The sequence below is a fragment of the Lentzea guizhouensis genome, assembly GCF_001701025.1.
GTDB classification, from domain to species: domain Bacteria; phylum Actinomycetota; class Actinomycetes; order Mycobacteriales; family Pseudonocardiaceae; genus Lentzea; species Lentzea guizhouensis.
The window spans coordinates 9,873,728-9,892,602 of record NZ_CP016793.1 but is presented as its reverse complement, the minus strand read 5'-3'; the positions used below and the strand labels follow the sequence as shown (position 1 = coordinate 9,892,602).

Annotated in this window: 18 protein-coding genes; 7 read left to right on the top strand and 11 right to left on the bottom strand. The window is 68.8% G+C overall.

Annotation, left to right across the window (positions count from 1 at the left end; genetic code table 11):
- Nucleotides 1-184 precede the first annotated feature (184 nt).
- Nucleotides 185-2,011, top strand: coding sequence for a S8 family serine peptidase (locus BBK82_RS46915; RefSeq protein WP_237047968.1), 1,827 nt, complete (start codon nt 185-187; stop codon nt 2,009-2,011).
- 112 nt (nt 2,012-2,123) lie between these two features.
- On the opposite strand, the gene BBK82_RS46910 is transcribed toward BBK82_RS46915, so the two are convergent.
- The gene (locus BBK82_RS46910) at nt 2,124-2,744 is read right to left on the bottom strand and encodes an L-threonylcarbamoyladenylate synthase (protein WP_065920668.1); all 621 of its coding nucleotides are present in this window, start codon (nt 2,742-2,744) and stop codon (nt 2,124-2,126) included.
- Nucleotides 2,745-2,764: 20 nt separating this feature from the next.
- Nucleotides 2,765-3,946 (bottom strand): zinc-dependent alcohol dehydrogenase, encoded by a 1,182-nt coding sequence (locus tag BBK82_RS46905; RefSeq protein ID WP_065921938.1) that lies wholly within the window; start codon nt 3,944-3,946, stop codon nt 2,765-2,767.
- A gap of 77 nt (nt 3,947-4,023) precedes the next feature.
- Here BBK82_RS46905 and BBK82_RS46900 point away from each other — a divergent pair, with 77 nt between their 5' ends.
- Nucleotides 4,024-5,670, top strand: a complete 1,647-nt coding sequence (locus BBK82_RS46900; RefSeq protein WP_065920667.1) for a glutamate--tRNA ligase — start codon at nt 4,024-4,026, stop codon at nt 5,668-5,670.
- Between the two features lie 9 nt (nt 5,671-5,679).
- Here BBK82_RS46900 and BBK82_RS46895 read toward each other — a convergent pair whose 3' ends face one another.
- On the bottom strand, nt 5,680-6,525 hold the full coding sequence (locus BBK82_RS46895) for a hypothetical protein (RefSeq protein WP_065920666.1): 846 nt from the start codon (nt 6,523-6,525) through the stop codon (nt 5,680-5,682).
- Nucleotides 6,526-6,533: 8 nt separating this feature from the next.
- The gene (locus BBK82_RS46890) at nt 6,534-7,001 is read right to left on the bottom strand and encodes a glycine-rich domain-containing protein (protein WP_065920665.1); all 468 of its coding nucleotides are present in this window, start codon (nt 6,999-7,001) and stop codon (nt 6,534-6,536) included.
- Between the two features lie 230 nt (nt 7,002-7,231).
- Between BBK82_RS46890 and BBK82_RS46885 the strand changes: the two genes are divergently transcribed.
- The 3 genes from BBK82_RS46885 to BBK82_RS46875 all read left to right on the top strand — a co-directional run bounded on the left by BBK82_RS46885 (nt 7,232) and on the right by BBK82_RS46875 (nt 11,695).
- Nucleotides 7,232-8,242, top strand: coding sequence for a hypothetical protein (locus BBK82_RS46885; protein WP_237047967.1), 1,011 nt, complete (start codon nt 7,232-7,234; stop codon nt 8,240-8,242).
- 12 nt (nt 8,243-8,254) lie between these two features.
- Nucleotides 8,255-8,908 carry a YdcF family protein gene (locus tag BBK82_RS46880; RefSeq protein ID WP_065920663.1) on the top strand — a complete coding sequence of 218 codons (654 nt, stop codon included), beginning with the start codon at nt 8,255-8,257 and terminating at the stop codon, nt 8,906-8,908.
- A 183-nt stretch (nt 8,909-9,091) separates the two neighbouring features.
- The gene (locus BBK82_RS46875) at nt 9,092-11,695 is read left to right on the top strand and encodes a glycoside hydrolase family 3 protein (protein ID WP_083268666.1); all 2,604 of its coding nucleotides are present in this window, start codon (nt 9,092-9,094) and stop codon (nt 11,693-11,695) included.
- A gap of 51 nt (nt 11,696-11,746) precedes the next feature.
- Here BBK82_RS46875 and BBK82_RS46870 read toward each other — a convergent pair whose 3' ends face one another.
- Nucleotides 11,747-12,301, bottom strand: a complete 555-nt coding sequence (locus BBK82_RS46870) for a TetR/AcrR family transcriptional regulator (protein WP_170068086.1) — start codon at nt 12,299-12,301, stop codon at nt 11,747-11,749.
- A gap of 93 nt (nt 12,302-12,394) precedes the next feature.
- Between BBK82_RS46870 and BBK82_RS46865 the strand changes: the two genes are divergently transcribed.
- Nucleotides 12,395-13,174: an alpha/beta hydrolase gene (locus BBK82_RS46865; protein WP_065920661.1), complete on the top strand. Its 780-nt coding sequence runs from the start codon at nt 12,395-12,397 to the stop codon at nt 13,172-13,174.
- Here the strand turns inward: BBK82_RS46865 and BBK82_RS46860 are convergent.
- From BBK82_RS46860 to BBK82_RS46840, 5 genes are all read right to left on the bottom strand, one after another.
- Nucleotides 13,171-13,779, bottom strand: coding sequence for a YigZ family protein (locus BBK82_RS46860; RefSeq protein ID WP_065920660.1), 609 nt, complete (start codon nt 13,777-13,779; stop codon nt 13,171-13,173). The genes BBK82_RS46865 and BBK82_RS46860 overlap by 4 nt on opposite strands.
- Nucleotides 13,776-14,840 carry an ATP-dependent DNA ligase gene (locus BBK82_RS46855; RefSeq protein ID WP_154697920.1) on the bottom strand — a complete coding sequence of 355 codons (1,065 nt, stop codon included), beginning with the start codon at nt 14,838-14,840 and terminating at the stop codon, nt 13,776-13,778. Before BBK82_RS46855 ends, BBK82_RS46860 begins: the two co-directional genes overlap by 4 nt.
- Before the next feature lie 76 nt (nt 14,841-14,916).
- Entirely contained in the window at nt 14,917-16,026 is a 1,110-nt protein-coding gene (locus BBK82_RS46850) for an MAB_1171c family putative transporter (protein ID WP_065920659.1), read from the bottom strand.
- A complete protein-coding gene (locus tag BBK82_RS46845) occupies nt 16,026-16,538 on the bottom strand; it encodes an ImmA/IrrE family metallo-endopeptidase (RefSeq protein WP_065920658.1) in 513 nt (170 codons plus the stop codon). Before BBK82_RS46845 ends, BBK82_RS46850 begins: the two co-directional genes overlap by 1 nt.
- A gap of 3 nt (nt 16,539-16,541) precedes the next feature.
- Nucleotides 16,542-16,979 carry a helix-turn-helix domain-containing protein gene (locus BBK82_RS46840; protein WP_065920657.1) on the bottom strand — a complete coding sequence of 146 codons (438 nt, stop codon included), beginning with the start codon at nt 16,977-16,979 and terminating at the stop codon, nt 16,542-16,544.
- Between the two features lie 201 nt (nt 16,980-17,180).
- On the opposite strand from BBK82_RS46840, the gene BBK82_RS46835 reads away from it, so the two are divergent.
- Nucleotides 17,181-17,561: a hypothetical protein gene (locus tag BBK82_RS46835; protein ID WP_065920656.1), complete on the top strand. Its 381-nt coding sequence runs from the start codon at nt 17,181-17,183 to the stop codon at nt 17,559-17,561.
- A 6-nt stretch (nt 17,562-17,567) separates the two neighbouring features.
- Here BBK82_RS46835 and BBK82_RS46830 read toward each other — a convergent pair whose 3' ends face one another.
- The gene (locus BBK82_RS46830; protein ID WP_065920655.1) at nt 17,568-18,803 is read right to left on the bottom strand and encodes a ThuA domain-containing protein; all 1,236 of its coding nucleotides are present in this window, start codon (nt 18,801-18,803) and stop codon (nt 17,568-17,570) included.
- Nucleotides 18,804-18,875: the final 72 nt, after the last annotated feature.

Sequence of the window (18,875 nt, the reverse complement as noted above, 5' to 3'; positions counted from 1 at the left end):
GGACGCACCCATCCGGGTGAATGTGAAATATCGGCGGGTAAAGAAGCCGATCTACACCGTATGTCAAGATGCGCTCCCGCCGAACGACTGCTGTCCCGACCTCGTCGATCACGGTAACGTGCTGGTCACGGGCCCGGACTGCACCTCCTGTCCGGGCGTCCCTGCCGATGTGGAGGTCTTTTTCGTGCTGCGCACAATTCTGTCAGTCGTATCGGCGTTCGCGCTGATCAGCGGTGCTGCGCCCGCGGTGGCCGCACCCGTCGAGGGCGCCTATCTGCTCCAGTTCCGCACCACGTTGTCCGACGCGCAACGCCACCAGCTCAAGGGCCTCGGCGTGAAGCTGGGCGCGTTCGTGCAGGACGGCACCTACGTCGCGCGGATGACGAACACCGCGCGCGTCTCCCGGTTGAGCTACGTGCGGGGCTTGCAGCCGTTCGAGGCCCAGCCGCGGGTGATGACGCTGTCCGGGTCCGCCGACTACCTGATCACGCTGGTCGAGCAGAACGCCGACGACCAGAACGCCGTGGTGGCGCAGCTGAAGGCGATGGGCGCCCGCGTCGACACGGTCTCGGCGAGCCGCGAGCACATCCTGGCCCACCTCGACGCGGGTCAGGTGGCGAAGGTCGCGAAGCTGCCCGCCGTGCTCGCCGTCGACCCGGTGTCCGCGCCGGAGACCGACATGGCGATCTCGCGCGAGTCGTCCGGTGCCAACCACGTCGAGGCGGCGGGCGGCTACCGCGGCCAGGGCGTGCGCGGTGAGGTGATGGACGGCGGCCTGCGCACCACGCACCAGGAGTTCCGCGCCCGGCCGCCGTTGATGCACACCGCGAACTCGTCGAGCACCTCGCACGGCACCTCGACCTACGGCCAGATCTTCGCCTCCGGTGTCACGCCGGCGCAGCGCGGTCTGCTGCCCGAGGCGCAGGGCATCTTCGCCGTCTACAACTCCGGCGACCGCTACGCGCACACCGCGCGGCTGGTCGACCCGGCCGGGCGGTACCGGGCGGTGTTCCAGAGCAACAGCTGGGGCAGCACGCTCACGACCGCGTACAACTCCCTCTCGCAGGAGATGGACCGGATCGTGTTCGACCACGACATCCTGATCTGCCAGTCGCAGAGCAACGCGGGCACCCGCAGCTCACGTCCGCAGGCGTGGGCGAAGAACGTGCTCTCGGTCGGCGGCCACTACCACTACAACACCGCCTCGCGCACCGACGACAGGTGGAACGGCGGCGCGTCGATCGGACCGGCCGCCGACGGCCGCATCAAGCCGGAGCTGTCGAACTTCTACGACCGCATCGACACCACGTCGTCCACTTCGGACACCTCGTACACCACCTCGTTCGGCGGCACCTCCGGTGCCACGCCGATCACCTGCGGCAACGCCGGTCTGCTGTTCCAGATGTGGGCCGACGGCGTGTTCGACGGCGGTCCCGGCAAGGCCCGTGACGTGTTCACCGCGCGCCCGCACGCGGCCACGGCCAAGGCGCTGCTGATCAACACCGCCGACCAGCACGCGTTCTCCGGCACCACGCACGACCAGACCCGCACTCACCAGGGCTGGGGCACCGCGTCCGTGCGCAACCTCCACGACCGCGCGAAGGCGGGCGGCTGGAAGCTGCCCGTGCTGGTGAACGAGACCGACCTGCTCACCACCGGTCAGTCGCGCAAGTACACGGTGACGTCGAACGGCCAGACGCCGCTGCGCGCCACCCTCGCCTACACCGACCCGGCCGGTTCCCCGACCGCGGCGAAGGCGACCGTCAACGACCTGACGCTCAAGGTCACCGCCCCCAACGGCACCGTCTACTGGGGCAACAACGGCCTGCTGGCCGGCAACTGGTCCACGTCCGGCGGTGCCGCGAACACCATCGACACCGTGGAGAACGTCCTCATCCAGACGGCCGCCGCAGGCACGTGGACCGTCGAGGTCATCGCGACGGCGGTCAACGTCGACGGCCACCGCGAAACGGCGGCTACCGACGCCGACTACGCCCTCGTCGTCTCCTAGGAGCGCACGCGGGGAGCTTTCGTACTCTCCAAGCGCACGAAAGGCCCCCGCGTGCCGGTCACGCGGAGGCCCTTCGTTGCCTGGTGGTCACGCGGGGGCCCCGCGTGACCACTCACTCGAAGCGGGTGGGGTCGCCCGCGCCGTAGCGGATGATCGCGGCCTCGCCGTCGGAGAAGTCCACCACCGTGGTGGGCGTGGTGCCGCACTCGCCTGAGTCGATCACCGCGTCCACCACGTGGTCGAGCCGTTCCTTGATCTCCCAGCCCTGCACCAGCGGCTCCGCCTCGTCGGGCAGCAGCAGGGTGGAGGTCAGCAACGGCTCGCCCATCGCCTGCAACAGCGCCTGCGTCACCACGTGGTCCGGGATGCGTGCACCCACCGTCTTCTTCTTCGGGTGCATCATCCGGCGCGGCACCTCCTTGGTGGCGGGCAGGATGAACGTGTAACCGCCCGGCGTGGACGCCTTGACCGCGCGGAACACCGCGTTGTCGACCTGCACGAACTGCCCGAGCTGCGCGAAGTTCTCGCACATCAGCGTGAAGTGGTGCTTGTCGTCGAGCTTGCGGATCGAGCGGATCCGGTCGATGCCGTCCTTGTTGCCCAGCCGGCAGCCCAGCGCGTAACAGGAGTCCGTCGGGTACGCGATCAGGCCGTCCTCCTGCAGGATCCGCACGGCCTGGTCGATCGCGCGCTTCTGCGGGTTGTCCGGGTGGACGTCCAGGTACTTCGCCATGGCCGCGCAGTCTAGGCCGATCAAGGTTTGAGCAGCACTTTGACCATCCCGTCGGCCTTCTTCTGGAACGTCTCGTACGCCTTGGGCGCCTCGGCGAGCGGCAGCCGGTGCGTGGCGAAGTCGTCCACGCCCAGCGGGTCGCCGTCGGTCAGCAGCGGCAGGATCTCCGGCACCCAGCGCCACACGTTCGCCTGGCCCATGCGCAGCTGGACCTGCTTGTCGAACATCGTGAGCATCGGCATGGGGTCCGCCATGCCGCCGTAGACGCCCGAGATGGAGATCGTGCCGCCACGCCGCACGATCTCGATGGCCGTGTGCAGCGCCTTGAGCCGGTCCAGGCCCGCCTCGAGCATGAACTTCTTCGCCACGACGTCCGGCAGCAGGCCGGTGAACTGCTGCGCGGCCTTCGCGACCGGTGCGCCGTGCGCCTCCATGCCGACCGCGTCGATCACCGCGTCCGGCCCGCGGCCACCGGTGAGGTCCCTGACCACCTCGGCGATGCGCTTGCCGGCTCCGCGCAGGTCGATCGTCTCGACGCCCCTCGCCTTGGCGCGGGCGAGGCGTTCGGGCACTAGGTCGATGCCGATCGCCCGCACACCCCGGTGCATCGCGACCCGGCACGCCATGTCACCGATCGGGCCGAGGCCCAGCACCGCGACCGTGCCGCCTTCCCGCACGCCCGCGTACTCGACCGCCTGCCACGCCGTGGGCAGCACGTCGCTGAGGTAGACGAACCGGTCGTCCGACGGACCCTCCGGCACCTTGATCGGCAGGCTGTTGCCGAACGGAACCCGCAGGTACTCGGCCTGACCGCCGGGCACCTGGCCGTAGAGCTTCGTGTACCCGAACAGGGCCGCTCCCGACCCGTACTCGCGCACCTGGGTGGTCTCGCACTGCGACTGCAACCCCTGGTCGCACATGAAGCAGTGGTTGCACGAGACGTTGAACGGGATCACCACCCGGTCGCCGGGTTTGAGCTCGGTGACCTGCGCGCCTACTTCTTCGACGATGCCCATGGGCTCGTGTCCCAGGATGTCGCCCTCGGTGAGGAACGGCCCCAGCACCTCGTACAGGTGCAGGTCCGAGCCGCAGATGCCGCTGGACGTCACCTTGATGATGACGTCCTCTGGTTCCTTGAGCGCCGGGTCCGGCACGCTGTCGACCCGGACGTCCCGTTTGCCGTGCCAAGTGACTGCCTTCATGCCCACTGGCGTTCCCCGGTCGTTCCCATTGATAACCTGGGAGGACTTTCTTTCCCCGGTTTTGGAGACCCTCAGCGATGCTCGACCGTGCCGTCGTCGACGCCCTGTTCCCCTCGGACCTGCCCGAGCCGTCCCACTGGGAGGAGCAGTACCCGCCCCGCGGGCTGGCGGAAGGCGCCAAGGTCACCCGTCTGGGGCCGTCGCCGACCGGGTTCCTGCACATCGGCGGCCTCTACGTCGGCATGATCGACCGCGACATCGCCTCCCACTCGGGCGGCGCCTACATCGTGCGCGTCGAGGACACCGACCAGGCCCGTGAGGTCCCCGGCGCCGTCGACCAGTTCAACCGCGCGTTCGCCTACTTCGGCATCCAGCCCGACGAGGCCGACGAGGTCGGCGCCTACGGCCCGTACCACCAGTCGCAGCGCGAGCAGGTCTACCTGACCTACGTGCGTGAGCTGCTGCGTTCCGGCAAGGCGTACCTCTGCTTCGCCACGAAGGAGGAGCTCGCCGACATCACCGCCCGCCAGCAGGCGACGAAGCTCCCGACCGGCTACTACGGCCGCTGGGCGCTGTGGCGTGACAAGACCGCCGAGGAGGTCCAGGAGGCGCTGGACGCCGGCCGCCCGTACGTCGTCCGCTTCCGCTCGCCGGGCAAGGCGGGGGAGCGCACCTCGTTCGTGGACGCGATCCGCGGTCAGCTGGAGCACGAGGCCAACCGCAACGACGTGGTCATCCTCAAGGCCTCCGACTCCTCGCCGCGCCTGCCCACCTACCACTTCGCGCACGCCGTCGACGACCACCTGATGCGCGTGAACCTGGTGATCCGCGGCGAGGAGTGGATCTCCTCGGTCCCCACCCACCTGCAGCTGTTCGACGCACTCGGCTTCGAGCGCGTCGAGTACGCCCACATCGCGCCGCTGATGAAGCAGCAGGGCGGCTCCCGGCGCAAGCTCTCCAAGCGCAAGGACCCCGAGGCCTCCGTCGAGTACTTCATCGAGGCCGGCTTCCCGGCCGAGGCCGTCCAGTACTACCTGCGCGGCCTGGTGAACGCCCGCCTGGCCGAGCTGCCGCTGGCGGAGGCCCTGGAGGCGCCGCTGTCGCTGGCCGAGTGCGGTGTGGCCGGGCCTCTCGTCGACCTGGTGAAGCTCGACGACATCTGCGCCGACTACGTGGCCACGCTGTCCGGCGAGGAGATCGTCGACCGCATCTCGGTGTGGGCCGCCGCGTACGACCCCGAGCTGGTCGAGGTGCTGTCGTCGTCCCGCGAGGAGGCGCTGGCGGCCCTGCAGGTCGAGCGCGGCCCGGAGGTCAGCAACCCGCGCAAGGACCTCCGCAAGTGGTCCGACTTCCGGTCGGCCTACGGGTTCTTCTTCACCTCGCTGTTCGAGCTGGTCACCGACCGCACCGACGAGCGGCTCGGCGGGTTGTCCCCGGAGCTGATCTCGGCCTTCGCGGCGGACTTCGCGGACGGGTACGCCGACCTCGAGGACGGCCAGGAGTGGTTCGGCCAGATCCGCGAGCTGGCGGCCAAGCACGGGTTCGCGCCGAACCCCAGGGAGTTCAAGAAGAACCCGGACTCGTACCCCGGCTCGATCAAGGAGGCGGCGCAGCTGATCCGCGTCGCGCTGACCGGGTCGATGCGGAGCCCGGACCTGCACGCGATCGCGCGGACGCTGGGCAAGGACGAGGTGCTGCGCCGGGTGCGCGCGCTCGTCGGCTGACGCTCGGTCTCAGTCGTTCGCGGCCCTCGGATCCTCGCGGAGCCGAGGGCCGTTCGCTGTCCGGAAGCCTGCCCACCTCCGGGCGGCCTCGGTGACGTCGGTGCCCGCGAACCTCCGTTCCCACAGGCACACCAGCGAGGCGGCGAACGCGGTGACTGCCTCGGTCGGAGCCGAGCGGAACGCGTCGAACTGCGCAGCGGCCCACTCCTCGGCCTGCGCGGGATCGTGCCCTTCCGCCACGAGCCGCACGACGACGAACGCCGGGTCGATCCACGCGGCACCTGTCCGCCACCACGCCCAGTCGACGACATGCGCCGATTCGGTGATGAGGATGTTCAACGGGTTGAGGTCGGAGTGCACCAGCGTCGAGCCGTGCATGTACTGCGGTGCCCGCGCCGCCAACCCGTCAGCGTTCTCCCTGCCGAGCGCCGTGACCCAGTGATCGGCGATTCTCCGGTCGGTTGTCGGAGCGGTGATGGCGCCGATCCGCCTCACCGCATCCGCCACCAACGGCAGGTCAGCCGAGTTCGGCGTCAGGTCGGCGTGCCGGCCTGGCACGTGCTCGAACCCGAGCAGCAGCCAGCCGTCCTGTTCGACCTGCCACCGCAGCTTCGGTGCCAGTTCCCGGGGCAGCAAGGGGTTCACGAGTGCCTCGTTGCGGTGCATGAATGCCTGCGGGCTGTTCGTGCGGCCGCCTTTGCAGAACACCAAGCCGTCTGCGGTGCGCAACGAGGCCGAGAACGCCGAGTTGCGTCCAGCAGAGGAACTTTCCGCCTCAACTACGACGCCGGTGTGCGCCTGCACGGCAGCTCGCACGTCCAGGGGTAGCGCCTGCCAGGCGAGGCGGTCGTTCATCTGCGTCCTCAGATCCGGTGTGGAGACGGGTCGTCGCCTTGGCCGCAGCTGGTGCAGCCCGAATGGCACTGCGAGCAGCGTCCGCCGCCGGCCGCCCACAACTCCGGGTGGAGCGGGAGCCCTGCTGCCTTGATCGCCTCCACCGTAGGCCTGAGGACGTTCGCTGTCGCGCGACGCTCTGGTGCCACGAACTCGTCCGGCACGTGGTGGATGAACCGGCCGGCCACCCGTTCGCAGAACTCGGCGTAGTCGTGGGTGTTGAGGATGAACTGGTGCCATCCGAGGTCGACCTGCCTGCTTGGCCGGAACCGCTGATGTGGGTTGGCCGCGCACACCGTGAGGAAGCTGAGCATGTCGGTGATGATCCGGTCTGCCTCGATCGGGTTGATCGAGTGATCCACGGCAAGTTGGAGGCGCAGGCGGTGCCGCACCTCCGTGGCGATGGCCGCCTGAGGATGGGCGATTGCCTTTGTCATGAGTCGTCTCCTGGTCCAGGTCTGCAAGACTGGTGAGCTGTTGTCCTGCACACAGCCTGGTCACCGCCGGTCTGAGCGGGAAGGAACAGGTGGTGCACTTCCGTGGCACTTGCGGCGCACGTACCCGTGGAGCCGTGGTTGCATGGCCTGGGGAGGTCATCGCTATGGGGTCGCTGGCTCACTGGACAGGCCGTGAGACGCGCGTGCTGCGTCGGGCACTTCGCCTCAGCGTGCGTGCTTTCGCCGAACACCTGGGCATCGGCGTCCGCACCGTCACCAAGTGGGAGTCGCTCGGCACGGGCACCACACCGCGCCCGTTCATGCAGTCCATTCTGGACACCGCGTTGTCCACCGCGGACGCCGAGGCGAAGCAGCGGTTCGAACTGCTCCTTCGGCAGGACGGTGAGGTTCCCGCGCGTGAGTACTACCGGAGTGGCCCGCGTCAATGGGACTACGAGACGTGGATTGACGACCTCGGACGCGCTGCTGCGTGCCTCGCTCGCCAGGACTTCGGGTTCGCGGCCAGCCTCATCGACCGCTGGCTGCACCGGTTCAACCCGCAGGAACTCGACCTCCAGGGTCGGTACCTGCACGCCCGATCGCTCGTGCTGCTCGGTGACCTGCAGCGCGACCGAGGCGACACCCGTGGACCGTTGTCGGCCCGGCACACCTACCGCTGTGCCCACGAGCTCTTCCGCGACCTGGACGTGCCCAGGCGTGCGGCACAGGTCGAGCTGTCACTCGCGGTCGTCGAGGAGATGAACGGCCGGCTCGATCTCGCTGCTCGCAGGTACGAGGCACTGACGGTGGACGCACGTCTCAGCCCACGCGATCGCGCCCGCGCGCTTCTGTGGGTCGGCACAGCGCTCAGCAAGAAGGGTGTCAACGTCCACGCGGTCAAGGTCATGACCGAGGCGATCCATCGCTTCGAACAGCTCGAAGAGCCCGAGGACTGGTCGGTCGCACATCAGAAGATGGCCCTCGCCCATCGCGGTGCCGGCGCCCTCGGCGCGGCTTCGAGCTACCTCGACGTGGCACTCACGAACCGCTCCGCCGACTCGCCGATGCAACGCGTAAGGCTGCACACGGCCCACGCCCACGTCCTGCTGTCCGACCACGCCACCTCGGCCGACGGCCTGCGCCTGCTCGATGAGGCGGCGCGCACCTCCCGCAGGTTCGGCATGTTTCATCAACTGACCAGCATCGAAGCTGTCCGCAGTGCCTTCGAGTACGTCAACTAGGAGCACCTCGCCGTGACCGAGCCCTTCAGCGACGACCAGCGACGCGCCGCCGAGATCATCTGGGACTACCACCAGATGGGCCACGAGCCACGACCCGCGGACGTCGCGATCGGCCTCGGCAGCCACGACCTGGGTGTGGCGACCTTCGCCGCGGAGCTCTACCACGCCGGTCGGTTTCCACTTCTCGTGTTCACCGGCGGCAACAGCCCGACGACCGCGGCGCGTTTTCCACGCGGCGAGGCCGTGCACTACCGCGAACACGCCCTGGCGCTCGGCGTGCCCGACGCCGCCATCCTCGTCGAGCCGGAGGCAGGCAACACCGGCCAGAACATCTCCCTGACCCGCGCCCTGCTCGCCGACCGCGGTCACGCGCCACGCTCGGTGCTGCTGATCTCCAAGCCGTACATGGAGCGTCGTGCGTACGCCACCTGCCGCAAGGTGTGGCCCGAGGTCGACGTCTCCTGCACGTCCGAACCGCTGAAACTCGACGACTACGTCCGGTCGATCGGCGATGAGAAGCTCGTGGTGGACATGCTGGTCGGCGACCTGCAACGTGTGATCGAGTACCCGGCGCTGGGCTTCGCGGTGGAGCAGGACGTGCCGGACGACGTCCTGGAGGCGTACGACCACCTCATCACGGCGGGTTTCGACAGCCGACTGCTCTGACGCCCATCAGATCGACACGCCTAAGGGCACACCTGCGTACGCCGCCCACCTCAAAATCCTCGATCAAAACCCCACACAAACGCACAGGCCCGGTATGAGAACTTCGTCCGGGGAGGTTCCGGAACAAACTCGTGAGAGCGTTCCCATTGACGCAGGCGTAACACGGAGTTGAGGATCGGCGGCATGCATTGGAGAAGCACGCTCGCCGCAGTGCTGGGGCTGACGCTCGCCGCCAGCGCGACGTCGGCGGCCACCGCGCAGGAAGCGCAGCACTGGCCGCCGAAGCAGACGGTCATCGGGCAGCCCCGGACCGAGCACGGGTGTGCTCGCATCGAGAGGTCCTTGCCCGAGCTCAAGGACTGGCCCAAGGTCGACAGCCAGCTGGATGGCGACCGCAGGGACGAGGCGCGCATCAAGGCGATCCTCAAGGACATGACGCTGGCCGAGAAGGTCGGTCAGATGACGCAGCCGGAGATCGCCGCGATCACGGCCGAGGACGTCAAGAACTACGGGTTCGGGTCGGTGCTCAACGGCGGCGGCAGCTTCCCCGGTGGCAACAAGCGGGCCACGCCGCAGGACTGGCTGACGCTGGCCGACGCCTACTGGGAGGCGTCGAAGGCGAGCCGCACCAAGATCCCCGTCATCTGGGGCATCGACGCGGTGCACGGCAACAACAACGTCTTCGGCTCCACGGTCTTCCCGCACAACATCGGGCTCGGCGCCGCGCACGACCCGTGTCTGGTGCGCGACATCAGTGAGGCCACGGCCGAGCAGATCCGTGCCACGGGCCAGGACTGGGCGTTCGCGCCGACGCTCGCCGTCGTGCAGGACGACCGGTGGGGCCGCACGTACGAGGGCTTCTCCGAGGACCCGCGCATCACCCGCGCGTACGGCTACGAGGCCGTGAAGGGCTTGCAGGACAACGCGAAGAAGCGCATCGGCTCCGACGGCGTGATCGCCACCGCCAAGCACTTCATCGGCGACGGCGGCACGACCGGCGGCAAGGACCAGGGCGTCAACGCCTCGTCCGAGAAGGACATGATCAACATTCATGGCCAGGGCTACTACGGTGCCCTCGCCGCGGGTGCGCAGACGGTGATGATCTCGTTCAACAGCTGGACGAACGACGTCATCAACGAGGGCAAGGTGCACGGCTCCAAGTACGTGCAGACCGGCATCCTCAAGGGGAAGATGGGCTTCGACGGCCTGCTCGTCGGTGACTGGAACGGCCACGGCCAGGTTCCGGGCTGCACGAACGGCAGCTGCGCGGCGGCCATCAACGCCGGCCTGGACATCCTCATGGTGCCGAACGACTGGAAGGCGCTCATCACCAACACGATCGCCCAGGTCGAGGCCGGTGAGATCCCGATGGCGCGCATCGACGACGCCGTCACCCGCATTCTGCGCGTCAAGCTGCGCGCCGGTGTGTTCGAGTCGCCGAAGCCCTCACAGCGCGAGCACGCGGGTGAGCAGAAGGCGTTGCTGCACAAGGAACTCGCTCGCGAGGCCGTGCGCGAGTCCGCCGTGCTGTTGAAGAACGACAAGCGCGTGCTGCCGATCTCCAAGCGCAGCAAGGTCCTCGTCGTCGGCAAGAGCGCGGACAGCATCTCCAACCAGACCGGTGGCTGGACGCTGAGCTGGCAGGGCACCGGCAACACCAACGCCGACTTCCCGAACGCCACCAGCATCCTCAAGGGCATCCAGGACAGCCTGGGCGCCGCCAACGTCACGTTCGCCGAGACCGCGGAGGGTGTCGACGCGAGCCAGTTCGACGCCGTCATCGCCGTCATCGGTGAGACGCCGTACGCGGAGGGCGTGGGTGACCTCGGCAAGCGCTCGTTCGAGGCCGCTCGCCTGCACCCGCAGGACATCGCCGTGCTGGACAAGGTCTCCGGCAAGGGCAAGCCGGTCATCACCGTCTACGTCGGTGGCCGCGCGCTGTACATGAACAAGGAGATCAACCGCTCCGACGCGTTCGTGGCGGCCTGGCTGCCGGGCACCGAGGGCCAGGGCATCGCGGACCTGCTGATCCGCGGCAAGCACAACGGGTTCAGCGGCAAGCTGTCCTACTCGTGGCCGGCCGAGGCCTGCCCGGCGCTGCCGGGTGAGCCCGCCAAGAAGCCGCTGTTCAAGCTCGGCTACGGCCTGCGCGACTGGCAGACCGGCAACGTCGGCACGCTCGACGAGACCAGCCCCGGCGCCCTGTGCTCCGGTGGCGGCGGTGGCACCGCGACCGAGGACCTGGAGGTCTTCAACCGCACCGACGTCGCGCCCTACCAGTCGATGATCGGTTCCGCGGAGAACTGGGGCGGCACCGTGATCGGCCCCGACGGCCAGGCCTCGCACGCCGAGATCAACGTCGTGCAGTCCGACGTCAACGTCCAGCAGGACGCGCTCAAGACGACGTGGACCGGCACCGGCCCGGCGCAGGTCTACCTGCAGAGCCCGGCCGTGAGCGACCTGCGCGGCTACGGCAACGCCAACGCCGCCATCCAGTTCGACGTGATCGTGCACGCGGCCCCGGCCAACCGCACGGTCATCAGCACGCACTGCCAGTACCCGTGCATGGCCGAGATCGACGCCACGCAGGCGTTCCGCAACCTCCCGATCGGGCAGAAGGCGACCGTCAAGGTGCCGGTCTCCTGCTTCTCCGACAAGGGCTTGGACCTGGAGAACGTCAACACGCCGTTCCTCGTCTACACCGACGGCGCGTTCCAGGCCTCGTTCGCGAACGTGCGGTGGGTGCCCAAGGCGGGCGCCGACCCGGACGCCTTGCCCTGTACGTGAGGCAGAACCCTTGACGAGCCCCGCCGGCACCCTCGCCGGCGGGGCTCGTTCCTATGTGGACTCCAGCAGGAACCTCGCCGCCTTCTGGGCCTGCCGAGCCGGTTCCGACGACACCGTGATCGCCGTGTTCGTCATCGCGCCCTCGAACAGCAGGAAGATCGAGTCCGCCACCCACGCCGGCTTGCCCATCCCCGCCACCATCGCCGCGATCGCGCCCCGCACGCCGGACTTCTGGTGGCGCACGACCGCCGTCACGCGGTCCGACGACGGCCCCAGCTCCGCGTAGGAGTTGATGAACGCGCAGCCGCGGAAGTCCGTCGTGCCCGACGCGTCCGCCATCCAGTCGAACACCGCCAGGACCTGCTCCACCGGCGTCGACGCGCGCTGCACGTACTTCATCGTCTCGGCCGTGATGGCCTCCTCCCGCTTGCGCAGCACCTCCTCGACCAGCGCCTCCTTGCCGTCGAAGAGCGAGTAGAGCTTCTTCAGCGAGACGCCGGCCTCCGCGCGCAGCTCGTCCATGCCGACCGCGTGCGCGCTCTTCGCGTAGAAGAGCCGGTCAGCGGCTTGCAGGACCCGTTCGCGGACCTCTGTGTCCGTCGTCACCCTCATCACCTCTTGCCGTGGAGAACGCTCGTTCTCTACCTTAGCACCCATACCGGAGAACGAGCGTTCTCCACGGAGTCGGAGGAGACGGAAATGTCGAAGATCGTGCTGGTTCACGGACTGTGGCTCACCGCGGGCAGCTGGAAGAACGTCGCCGAGCGGTTCGAGGCCGCCGGCCACGAGGTGCTCACCCCGACCTGGCCCGGCTACGGCGAGGTGGCGCAGATGCGGGCCCACCCCGAGGTCGCGAACGGCCTGGGCGTCGTCGAGATCACCGACCACGTCGAGAAGTTCATCCGCGAGCACAACGCGGAGGACGCGATCATCATGGGCCACTCGTTCGGCGGCCTGATCACGCAGAAGCTGCTGGACCGGGGCCTGGGCAAGGCCGGTGTCGCGATCCACTCGGCGCCCGCCAAGGGCACGCTGGGCCTGCCGTTCTCGTCGATCAAGGCGGCGTTCCCGGTGCTGAAGAACCCGGCCAACGTGCGGCGCAACGTCGAGCTCTCGCCGGCTGAGTGGCACTACGCCTTCACGAACACCCTGCCCGCCGACGAGGCGGAGGCGTTGCGGCAGCAGTTCGCGATCACCGCGCCCGGACGCCCGCTGTGGCAGGCCGCGACCGCGAACTTCACCACGCACAACGCGACCAAGGTCGACCTGAAGAACCCGGACCGCGCGCCGCTGCTGTTCATCGCGAGCGAGGGCGACAACGTCGTGCCCGCGTCGATGAACCGGGAGAACGCCCGGAGGTACAAGGGGCCCGCGATCACGGAGATCAAGGAGTTCCCGAACCGGCCGCACTTCGTCATGGGCACGCCGGGCTGGGAAGAGGTCGCCGACTACGCGCTGACCTGGGCCGACAAGTTCTAGCGGCCGGGTGTGTCGAGGTCCACGGGCTCGCCCCTGATGGCGGTCACCGCACCGCCCGTCTGCGCGGCGAGCCAGACCTCGAAGTCGTCCGGGTCCTTCGTGAGCACGGTGAAGGTGACGTCATGACCGTATTCGGTGTCCGCGACGTGGTACCCGGCCGCGCGCAACGCGTTCTCCAGCTTCCCCGCCTGGTCGTGGTCCACGGCCAGAAGGACGCTCTCGTGCCGTTCGCGGGTCAACGTGCCCAACGCGTCGATGGCCTCCGACACGGCTCGTCCGTACGCACGGACGAGACCTCCGGCGCCGAGCTTTATGCCGCCGTAGTAGCGGGTGACGACAACGGCCGTGTCGACCAGATCGCGCCGTGTGAGCACCTCCAGCATCGGCACCCCGGCGGTGCCGGCGGGTTCGCCGTCGTCGGAGGAGCGCTGGGTGTCCGCGGTCCGGAACGCCGTGCAGTTGTGCGAGGCCTGCCAGTGCTCCTTGCGGACACGGGCGAAGAACTCGGACGCCTCCTGGTCGGTGGCGACGCGGGCGACGTGGCACAGGAACCGCGAGCGCTGGATCTCGATCTCGTGCGTGCCGTCCCGCCTGATCACCTTCACGGTTCGATTGTCCTGCGCCTCTCGGCCTCGCCGAACAGGGCGTCCAGCTCGGCCGGCGGCACTTCCTCCAGCTGCTCGTAGGTGCACTCAGCGGCTGTTTTGTCCTCACGGAACCGAACGAGCCGTGCGGTGTGGCGGAACCGTCCGCCCTGCACGTGCTCATAACGCACCTCAGCCACACGGGTCGGCTCCAACAACACGACCTGCAACTGCTTCGACGGGTTCCACCGGCTGTTCATACCGGGACCCTCGTACGTCGCCCACGCGCTCCACGGGTGCTCGGCCGGGTTCAGCAGCGGCTTCAGCTCCTCGACCAGCTCCCGGCGGCGGGCGGCGGTGAAGCTGCTGGCGACGCCCACGTTGCGCAGCTCGCCGTCCTGGTGGAGGCCGAGCACGAGGGAGCCGACCGTCTCGCCGTCCTTGTGCAACCTGTAGCCCGCCACCACGCAGTCGGCCGTGCGCTCGTGCTTCACCTTCCACATCACGCGCTTGTCGGGCTCGTAGACGCCGTCGGCCGCCTTGACCATCACGCCGTCGAACCCGGCGCCCTCGAACCGGGTGAACCAGTCCTGCGCCACGCCGGGATCCGTCGTGGACGGTGTCAGGTACACGCCGGGGACCTCGCGGACGGCCTCCTCGAGCATCCCGCGCCGCTGCGCCAGCGTCAGCCCGGTCACGTCCTCGTCGCCGAGGGCCAGCAGGTCGAACGCCACGAAGCTCGCCGGGGTCTCGACGGCGAGCTTGCGCACCCGCGAGGCCGCCGGGTGCAGCCGCAGCTGCAGCACGTCGAAGCTCAGCCCGTCCGGTGTGACCAGCACGATCTCGCCGTCGACCACGCACCGCGGCGGCAGCGCGTCGCGCAGCAGCTCGACGACCTCGGGGAAGTAGCGGGTCAGCGGCTTGTCGTTGCGGGAGCCGAGCTCGATCTCGTCGCCGTCGCGGAACACGATGCAGCGGAAGCCGTCCCACTTCGGCTCGTAGTGCAGCCCGTCCCCGCGCGGCAGCTCGGGCACGGACTTGGCGAGCATCGGCTTCACCGGAGGCATCACGGGCAGGTCCACCTCCGGAGCCTAGGCCGTGTCCTGCCGATCCGTTCGATGAGAGTCACGGGCGAGATCGGCAGGACACGGCCTCGGGTCAGCGCAACGACACCGCGAGCTTTTCGAGCTCCCGCACGTCCGCGTCCATGCCGTCGTCCTCGGGGATCGCCAGCGCGAACGGCCTGCGCAACGTCACCGCGCCCGCCCTGCGCGTCTCGAGGCCCGCTCGCAGCCGGTCGGCCAGCGGCAGGTCGTCCGGTGTCTCCGCGATGTACGGGCTGATCCGCACCAGCCCGTCCCGGCACTCGATCACCCGCCGGTAGTAGCGCCGGTGCACACCCCGCAGCGAGAGCGCGTCCCGTTTGGACGGCACCCGGTGCAGCGCGTCCTCGGGGAACGACTGGTTGAGCAGCGTCCACAACGGACCGAGCCGGTGGTAGGCGCGCAAGTGCCGCAGCCAGAGCTTGGTGGCGGCTACCCGCATCGCCGCGATCGGGTAGATGACCCCGACCACGCACAGCAGCACGCCGGGCAGCAGGAACCACACGGCGGTGGTGAGCAGCCAGCGGGGGAGCGGCTCGCCGAAGTAGCGCGAGACGTTCGACGACACGAAGATCGCGTCGGCCGGCACCAGCAGCGCGAGGCCGGTCGAGGTGATCAGCAGACCTCTGCGCAGCCGCGGTTCGGCACCGCGGGCGTACCGGCGGGCCCACACGAACATCGTCGCGAACCCGTAGAGCAGGTAACCGTTACCCAGCGCGTAGAACACGGTGATCGCCAGCACGCCTGTCGGCCCGCCGCCCAGCGAGTTCGGCACGCGCGCCGCGGCCACCCGCAGCTCGTCCGGGATCGAGAGCACCGCCCACGTCATGACCGAGATGCACGCGAGGAGCGGCACGAGCTGGATCGACGCCTGGATGCGCGCCTTGCGGTCGTCCAGCGCGGAGAAGATGAAGAAGCAGATCAGGCCGTACACGCCGACCTGCAGCATCGAGTGCTGGATCAGCTGGCACACCATCGGGTCGAGCCCGAGGAACCAGCGCCCGTTCGCCGCCGCCCGCCCGAACGGGTAACCGATCGCCCAGCCGGCCACGAGCACCGTGACGGCGTGCAGCCGCGGGTCGTGCGGGCGCCGGACCAGCAGGTACAGCACCACCGCCAGGGCGGAGAACGCGACGATGCCCTGCGTCTCCTTGAGGTACTCCACTACAGCCACCCGATCCGGTCGGCGAGGGACTTGGCCATCCGGCGCGCCGGGCCCTCCGAGTTGCGTGGTGCGACCTTGTCCAGCACCGACGCCCACTCGAGGATGATCGTCGCGACCGTCTCCGCTTCACGCTCGTGCGCGGAGTCGTAGGAGGTACGTCGCAGAGCTCGTCGCACGGCGTCCGGTTCGAGGTCCGGGTACAGCCCCGCGAGCAGGCCGTCGTCCTGCTCGTCGCTCGTGTGCCCGGCCAGCAGGTGCCCGAGCTCGTGCAGGATGATGTGGTTCTGGTGCGCCTTCGACGTCTCCTGCTGGTACAGGATGTAGTCGGCCTTCGCGGTGGCGATCCACACCCCGAACGGCCCCGGCACCGGAATCGGGTGCGCGACCAGCCGGATGGGTTTCCCGCGCTGGTCACCGACCCGGCGGCACAGCTCCTCGACGTCCAGCGGCGGCTGGATGTCGAGCTCGTTCAACAAACGGCGGCACCGCTTGCGCAGTTCTCGTTCGGCCACGAGTCATCCTTCGCCGCGCTCGGCCTGTTCCTGTCGGTAGACGACGTCCAGCAGTTCCATGACGAGCCTGCGCCGGTCCGGCGACAGCTCACCCGCGCGCATCGCCATCAGCTGCGCGTCACTTCCCGCCGTCAGTTCGTTCAGCCTGGTCTGCTCGTCCTTGAGGGACTTCAGCTGCTCGTCGACGCGGTCGGTCACCTCGTCGTCGAAGAAGTAGCTCACCGGCACGCCGAAGAATCCTGCCAGTGCCTGCAGGTGCTTGAAAGTCGGGTTGTCCTTCTTCGCCTTGCGCAGCTGCCAGATGTAGCTCTGCGAGATGGTCACGCCGGTGTCCGCGATCGCGGCCGCGACCTGCTCGTTGCTGTACTCCTGCCCCGACCGCGCGGTGTGACAGGCGAAGAGGTGGTTGAGCTTGTCAGCCAGGGACCGTTCCCCCGCCATTGCCGGCTCCCCCCGTTGCGCGCAGTGAGCGTTTCCACCCACGGAAAGGGCTATCTGGGTGACGGGATTTTCTCCAGTTGAAAGCCCGCCACGGGCCAACATAGACTCCCACCGTGCCTGTCTCAACCGCGAACGGGGTACCCGTGGCCACGGGCAGACATGTCAGTCCACGCGCTCATCTTCACGCGGAGGATCTGGGTCATGGCGCTCGCTGAACGGCAGGGGTCCTTCCACCGAACCGTGGTCGAGGTCGTCTACCGGACCATGAACCAGCTCGCGCAGACGGACTCGCCCCAGGAGATCTTCGAGCTGCGCGAACAGCTGCGGTCGGCGCTGCCGTGGTGGCGCGGGCTGCTGCGGATGCACGAGCCGGACGAACGGCACCGGTGCAAGTCGTGCCACACCTGGTACGGGCGGCACCGGGCCTGGCCCTGCCCGGTGTGGCGGGACGCGATGGCGGCGTTGCACCAGCTCAACGACATGTACGGGTTCCTGGCGTCGTCCGGCCCGGTCTCCGGGGAGCGGAGACCGGGCGAACGGGTCACGGTGACGGCCAGGCGGGAGCCGGGCCGTCGCGACTGACCGGCGTCAGGCGATGCGGAACGACTGCGCCGCCGACCCGGTGCAGGTCGCCTGCACCAGCTGCACGCCGTCCGCGGTGTTCCCGGCCGGCGCCGACAGGCACTTGCCGGAGTGCCGCGCGACGATCGTCGAGTAGCCGTCGGAACCGGTGGTCACGCGCCACTGCTGGTTGGTGCCGCCCACGTAGTCCCACAGGTGGATGCCGGCGCCGTCCGCGGTGGACACGTCGCTCACGTCGAGCACCTTGGCCGTGTTGTTGCGGTACTCCAGGCGGGAGTGGCCGTCGGTGGTGGCGACCGCGCGGAAGTTCTGGGCGGTGGTGCCGTTGCAGGTGTACTGCTGGATGACGGTCGCGTTGACGAGGCCGGCGGCGCGGGCGTCGACGCACTTGCCGTTGCCGCGGTTGACGAGCGTCTTCCACTCCGGCTGCGGCTGCTGGGTGCCGCCGGCGAGCCAGAGCAGGCTGTCGATGAGGAAGTTGTTCTGGGTGGGGGAGGCGAAGGTGGACGACTTCGGGACGTTGTTCGCGTAGTCCATGGCGTTGTGGCCGAAGTTCGCGTAGACCATCTTGAAGTTCTTGTTGGTCCACATGATCGGGTAGTAGCCGCTGCGCCACTGCTGGTTCGGGTCGGTGCCGAGCGGGAAGCTCGACGGGTCGACGCTCGCCAGCACCTGGATGTCCGGGTTGGTGCGCAGGTCGCGGGACCAGCTGTACCACTCGCTGACCGACGAGGTGAAGCGCTCCGGCAGGCGCAGGGTCGTGGGGTGGGTGCGGGTCTCGACCTTCAGCACCGCGGTGGTGGGCTCCCAGGTGTTGCTGACGAAGTTCCCCTTGCCCAGGAACGTGTTGTGGTACCAGGACCACTCGGCGGCGTTCTGGGTGAACGCGCTGACGTGGAAGCCGAAGAACCCGCCGCCCGCCTCCACGTAGCGCTGGAAGCCGGTGCGTGCCGCGGCGCTCGTGGGTGCGTCGTCGAGGAAGACGACGACCTGCGCCTGGGCCGGGGTGAGGGTGCTGAGACGGTTCCAGTCCTTCGTCGCCTCATAGGTGAAACCGTGTTCCTGACCGGCCCTGGTGAGCCACGGGTTGGCCTCGTTCACGAAGGCGATGTGCGCCGCGTCCCACGTGCCGTTGTAGAAGGCCAGCACCTTGAACGGGGCGGCCTGGGCCGGTGCCGGGACGGCGACCGGTACCAGTGTCGCGGCGAGCATCGCCAGCAACGCCAACAGTTTTCGAGCCATGCGGGCACACACCTCACAGCTAGCAGGGTTGCGCGCCCGAAGATCATCGTAAGGGTGGTCCAGACCAGGCGG

Excerpts from the sequence above, each read along its gene's own strand:
- BBK82_RS46905 (WP_065921938.1), bottom strand. The coding sequence starts at position 3,946 with ATGAAGGCAGTCACTTGGCACGGCAAACGGGACGTCCGGGTCGACAGC.
- BBK82_RS46900 (WP_065920667.1), top strand. The coding sequence starts at position 4,024 with ATGCTCGACCGTGCCGTCGTCGACGCCCTGTTCCCCTCGGACCTGCCC.
- BBK82_RS46830 (WP_065920655.1), bottom strand. The coding sequence starts at position 18,803 with ATGGCTCGAAAACTGTTGGCGTTGCTGGCGATGCTCGCCGCGACACTG.
- BBK82_RS46865 (WP_065920661.1), top strand. The coding sequence starts at position 12,395 with ATGTCGAAGATCGTGCTGGTTCACGGACTGTGGCTCACCGCGGGCAGC.
- BBK82_RS46910 (WP_065920668.1), bottom strand. The coding sequence starts at position 2,744 with ATGGCGAAGTACCTGGACGTCCACCCGGACAACCCGCAGAAGCGCGCG.
- BBK82_RS46875 (WP_083268666.1), top strand. The coding sequence starts at position 9,092 with ATGCATTGGAGAAGCACGCTCGCCGCAGTGCTGGGGCTGACGCTCGCC.
- BBK82_RS46895 (WP_065920666.1), bottom strand. The coding sequence starts at position 6,525 with ATGAACGACCGCCTCGCCTGGCAGGCGCTACCCCTGGACGTGCGAGCT.
- BBK82_RS46835 (WP_065920656.1), top strand. The coding sequence starts at position 17,181 with ATGGCGCTCGCTGAACGGCAGGGGTCCTTCCACCGAACCGTGGTCGAG.
- BBK82_RS46840 (WP_065920657.1), bottom strand. The coding sequence starts at position 16,979 with ATGGCGGGGGAACGGTCCCTGGCTGACAAGCTCAACCACCTCTTCGCC.
- BBK82_RS46890 (WP_065920665.1), bottom strand. The coding sequence starts at position 7,001 with ATGACAAAGGCAATCGCCCATCCTCAGGCGGCCATCGCCACGGAGGTG.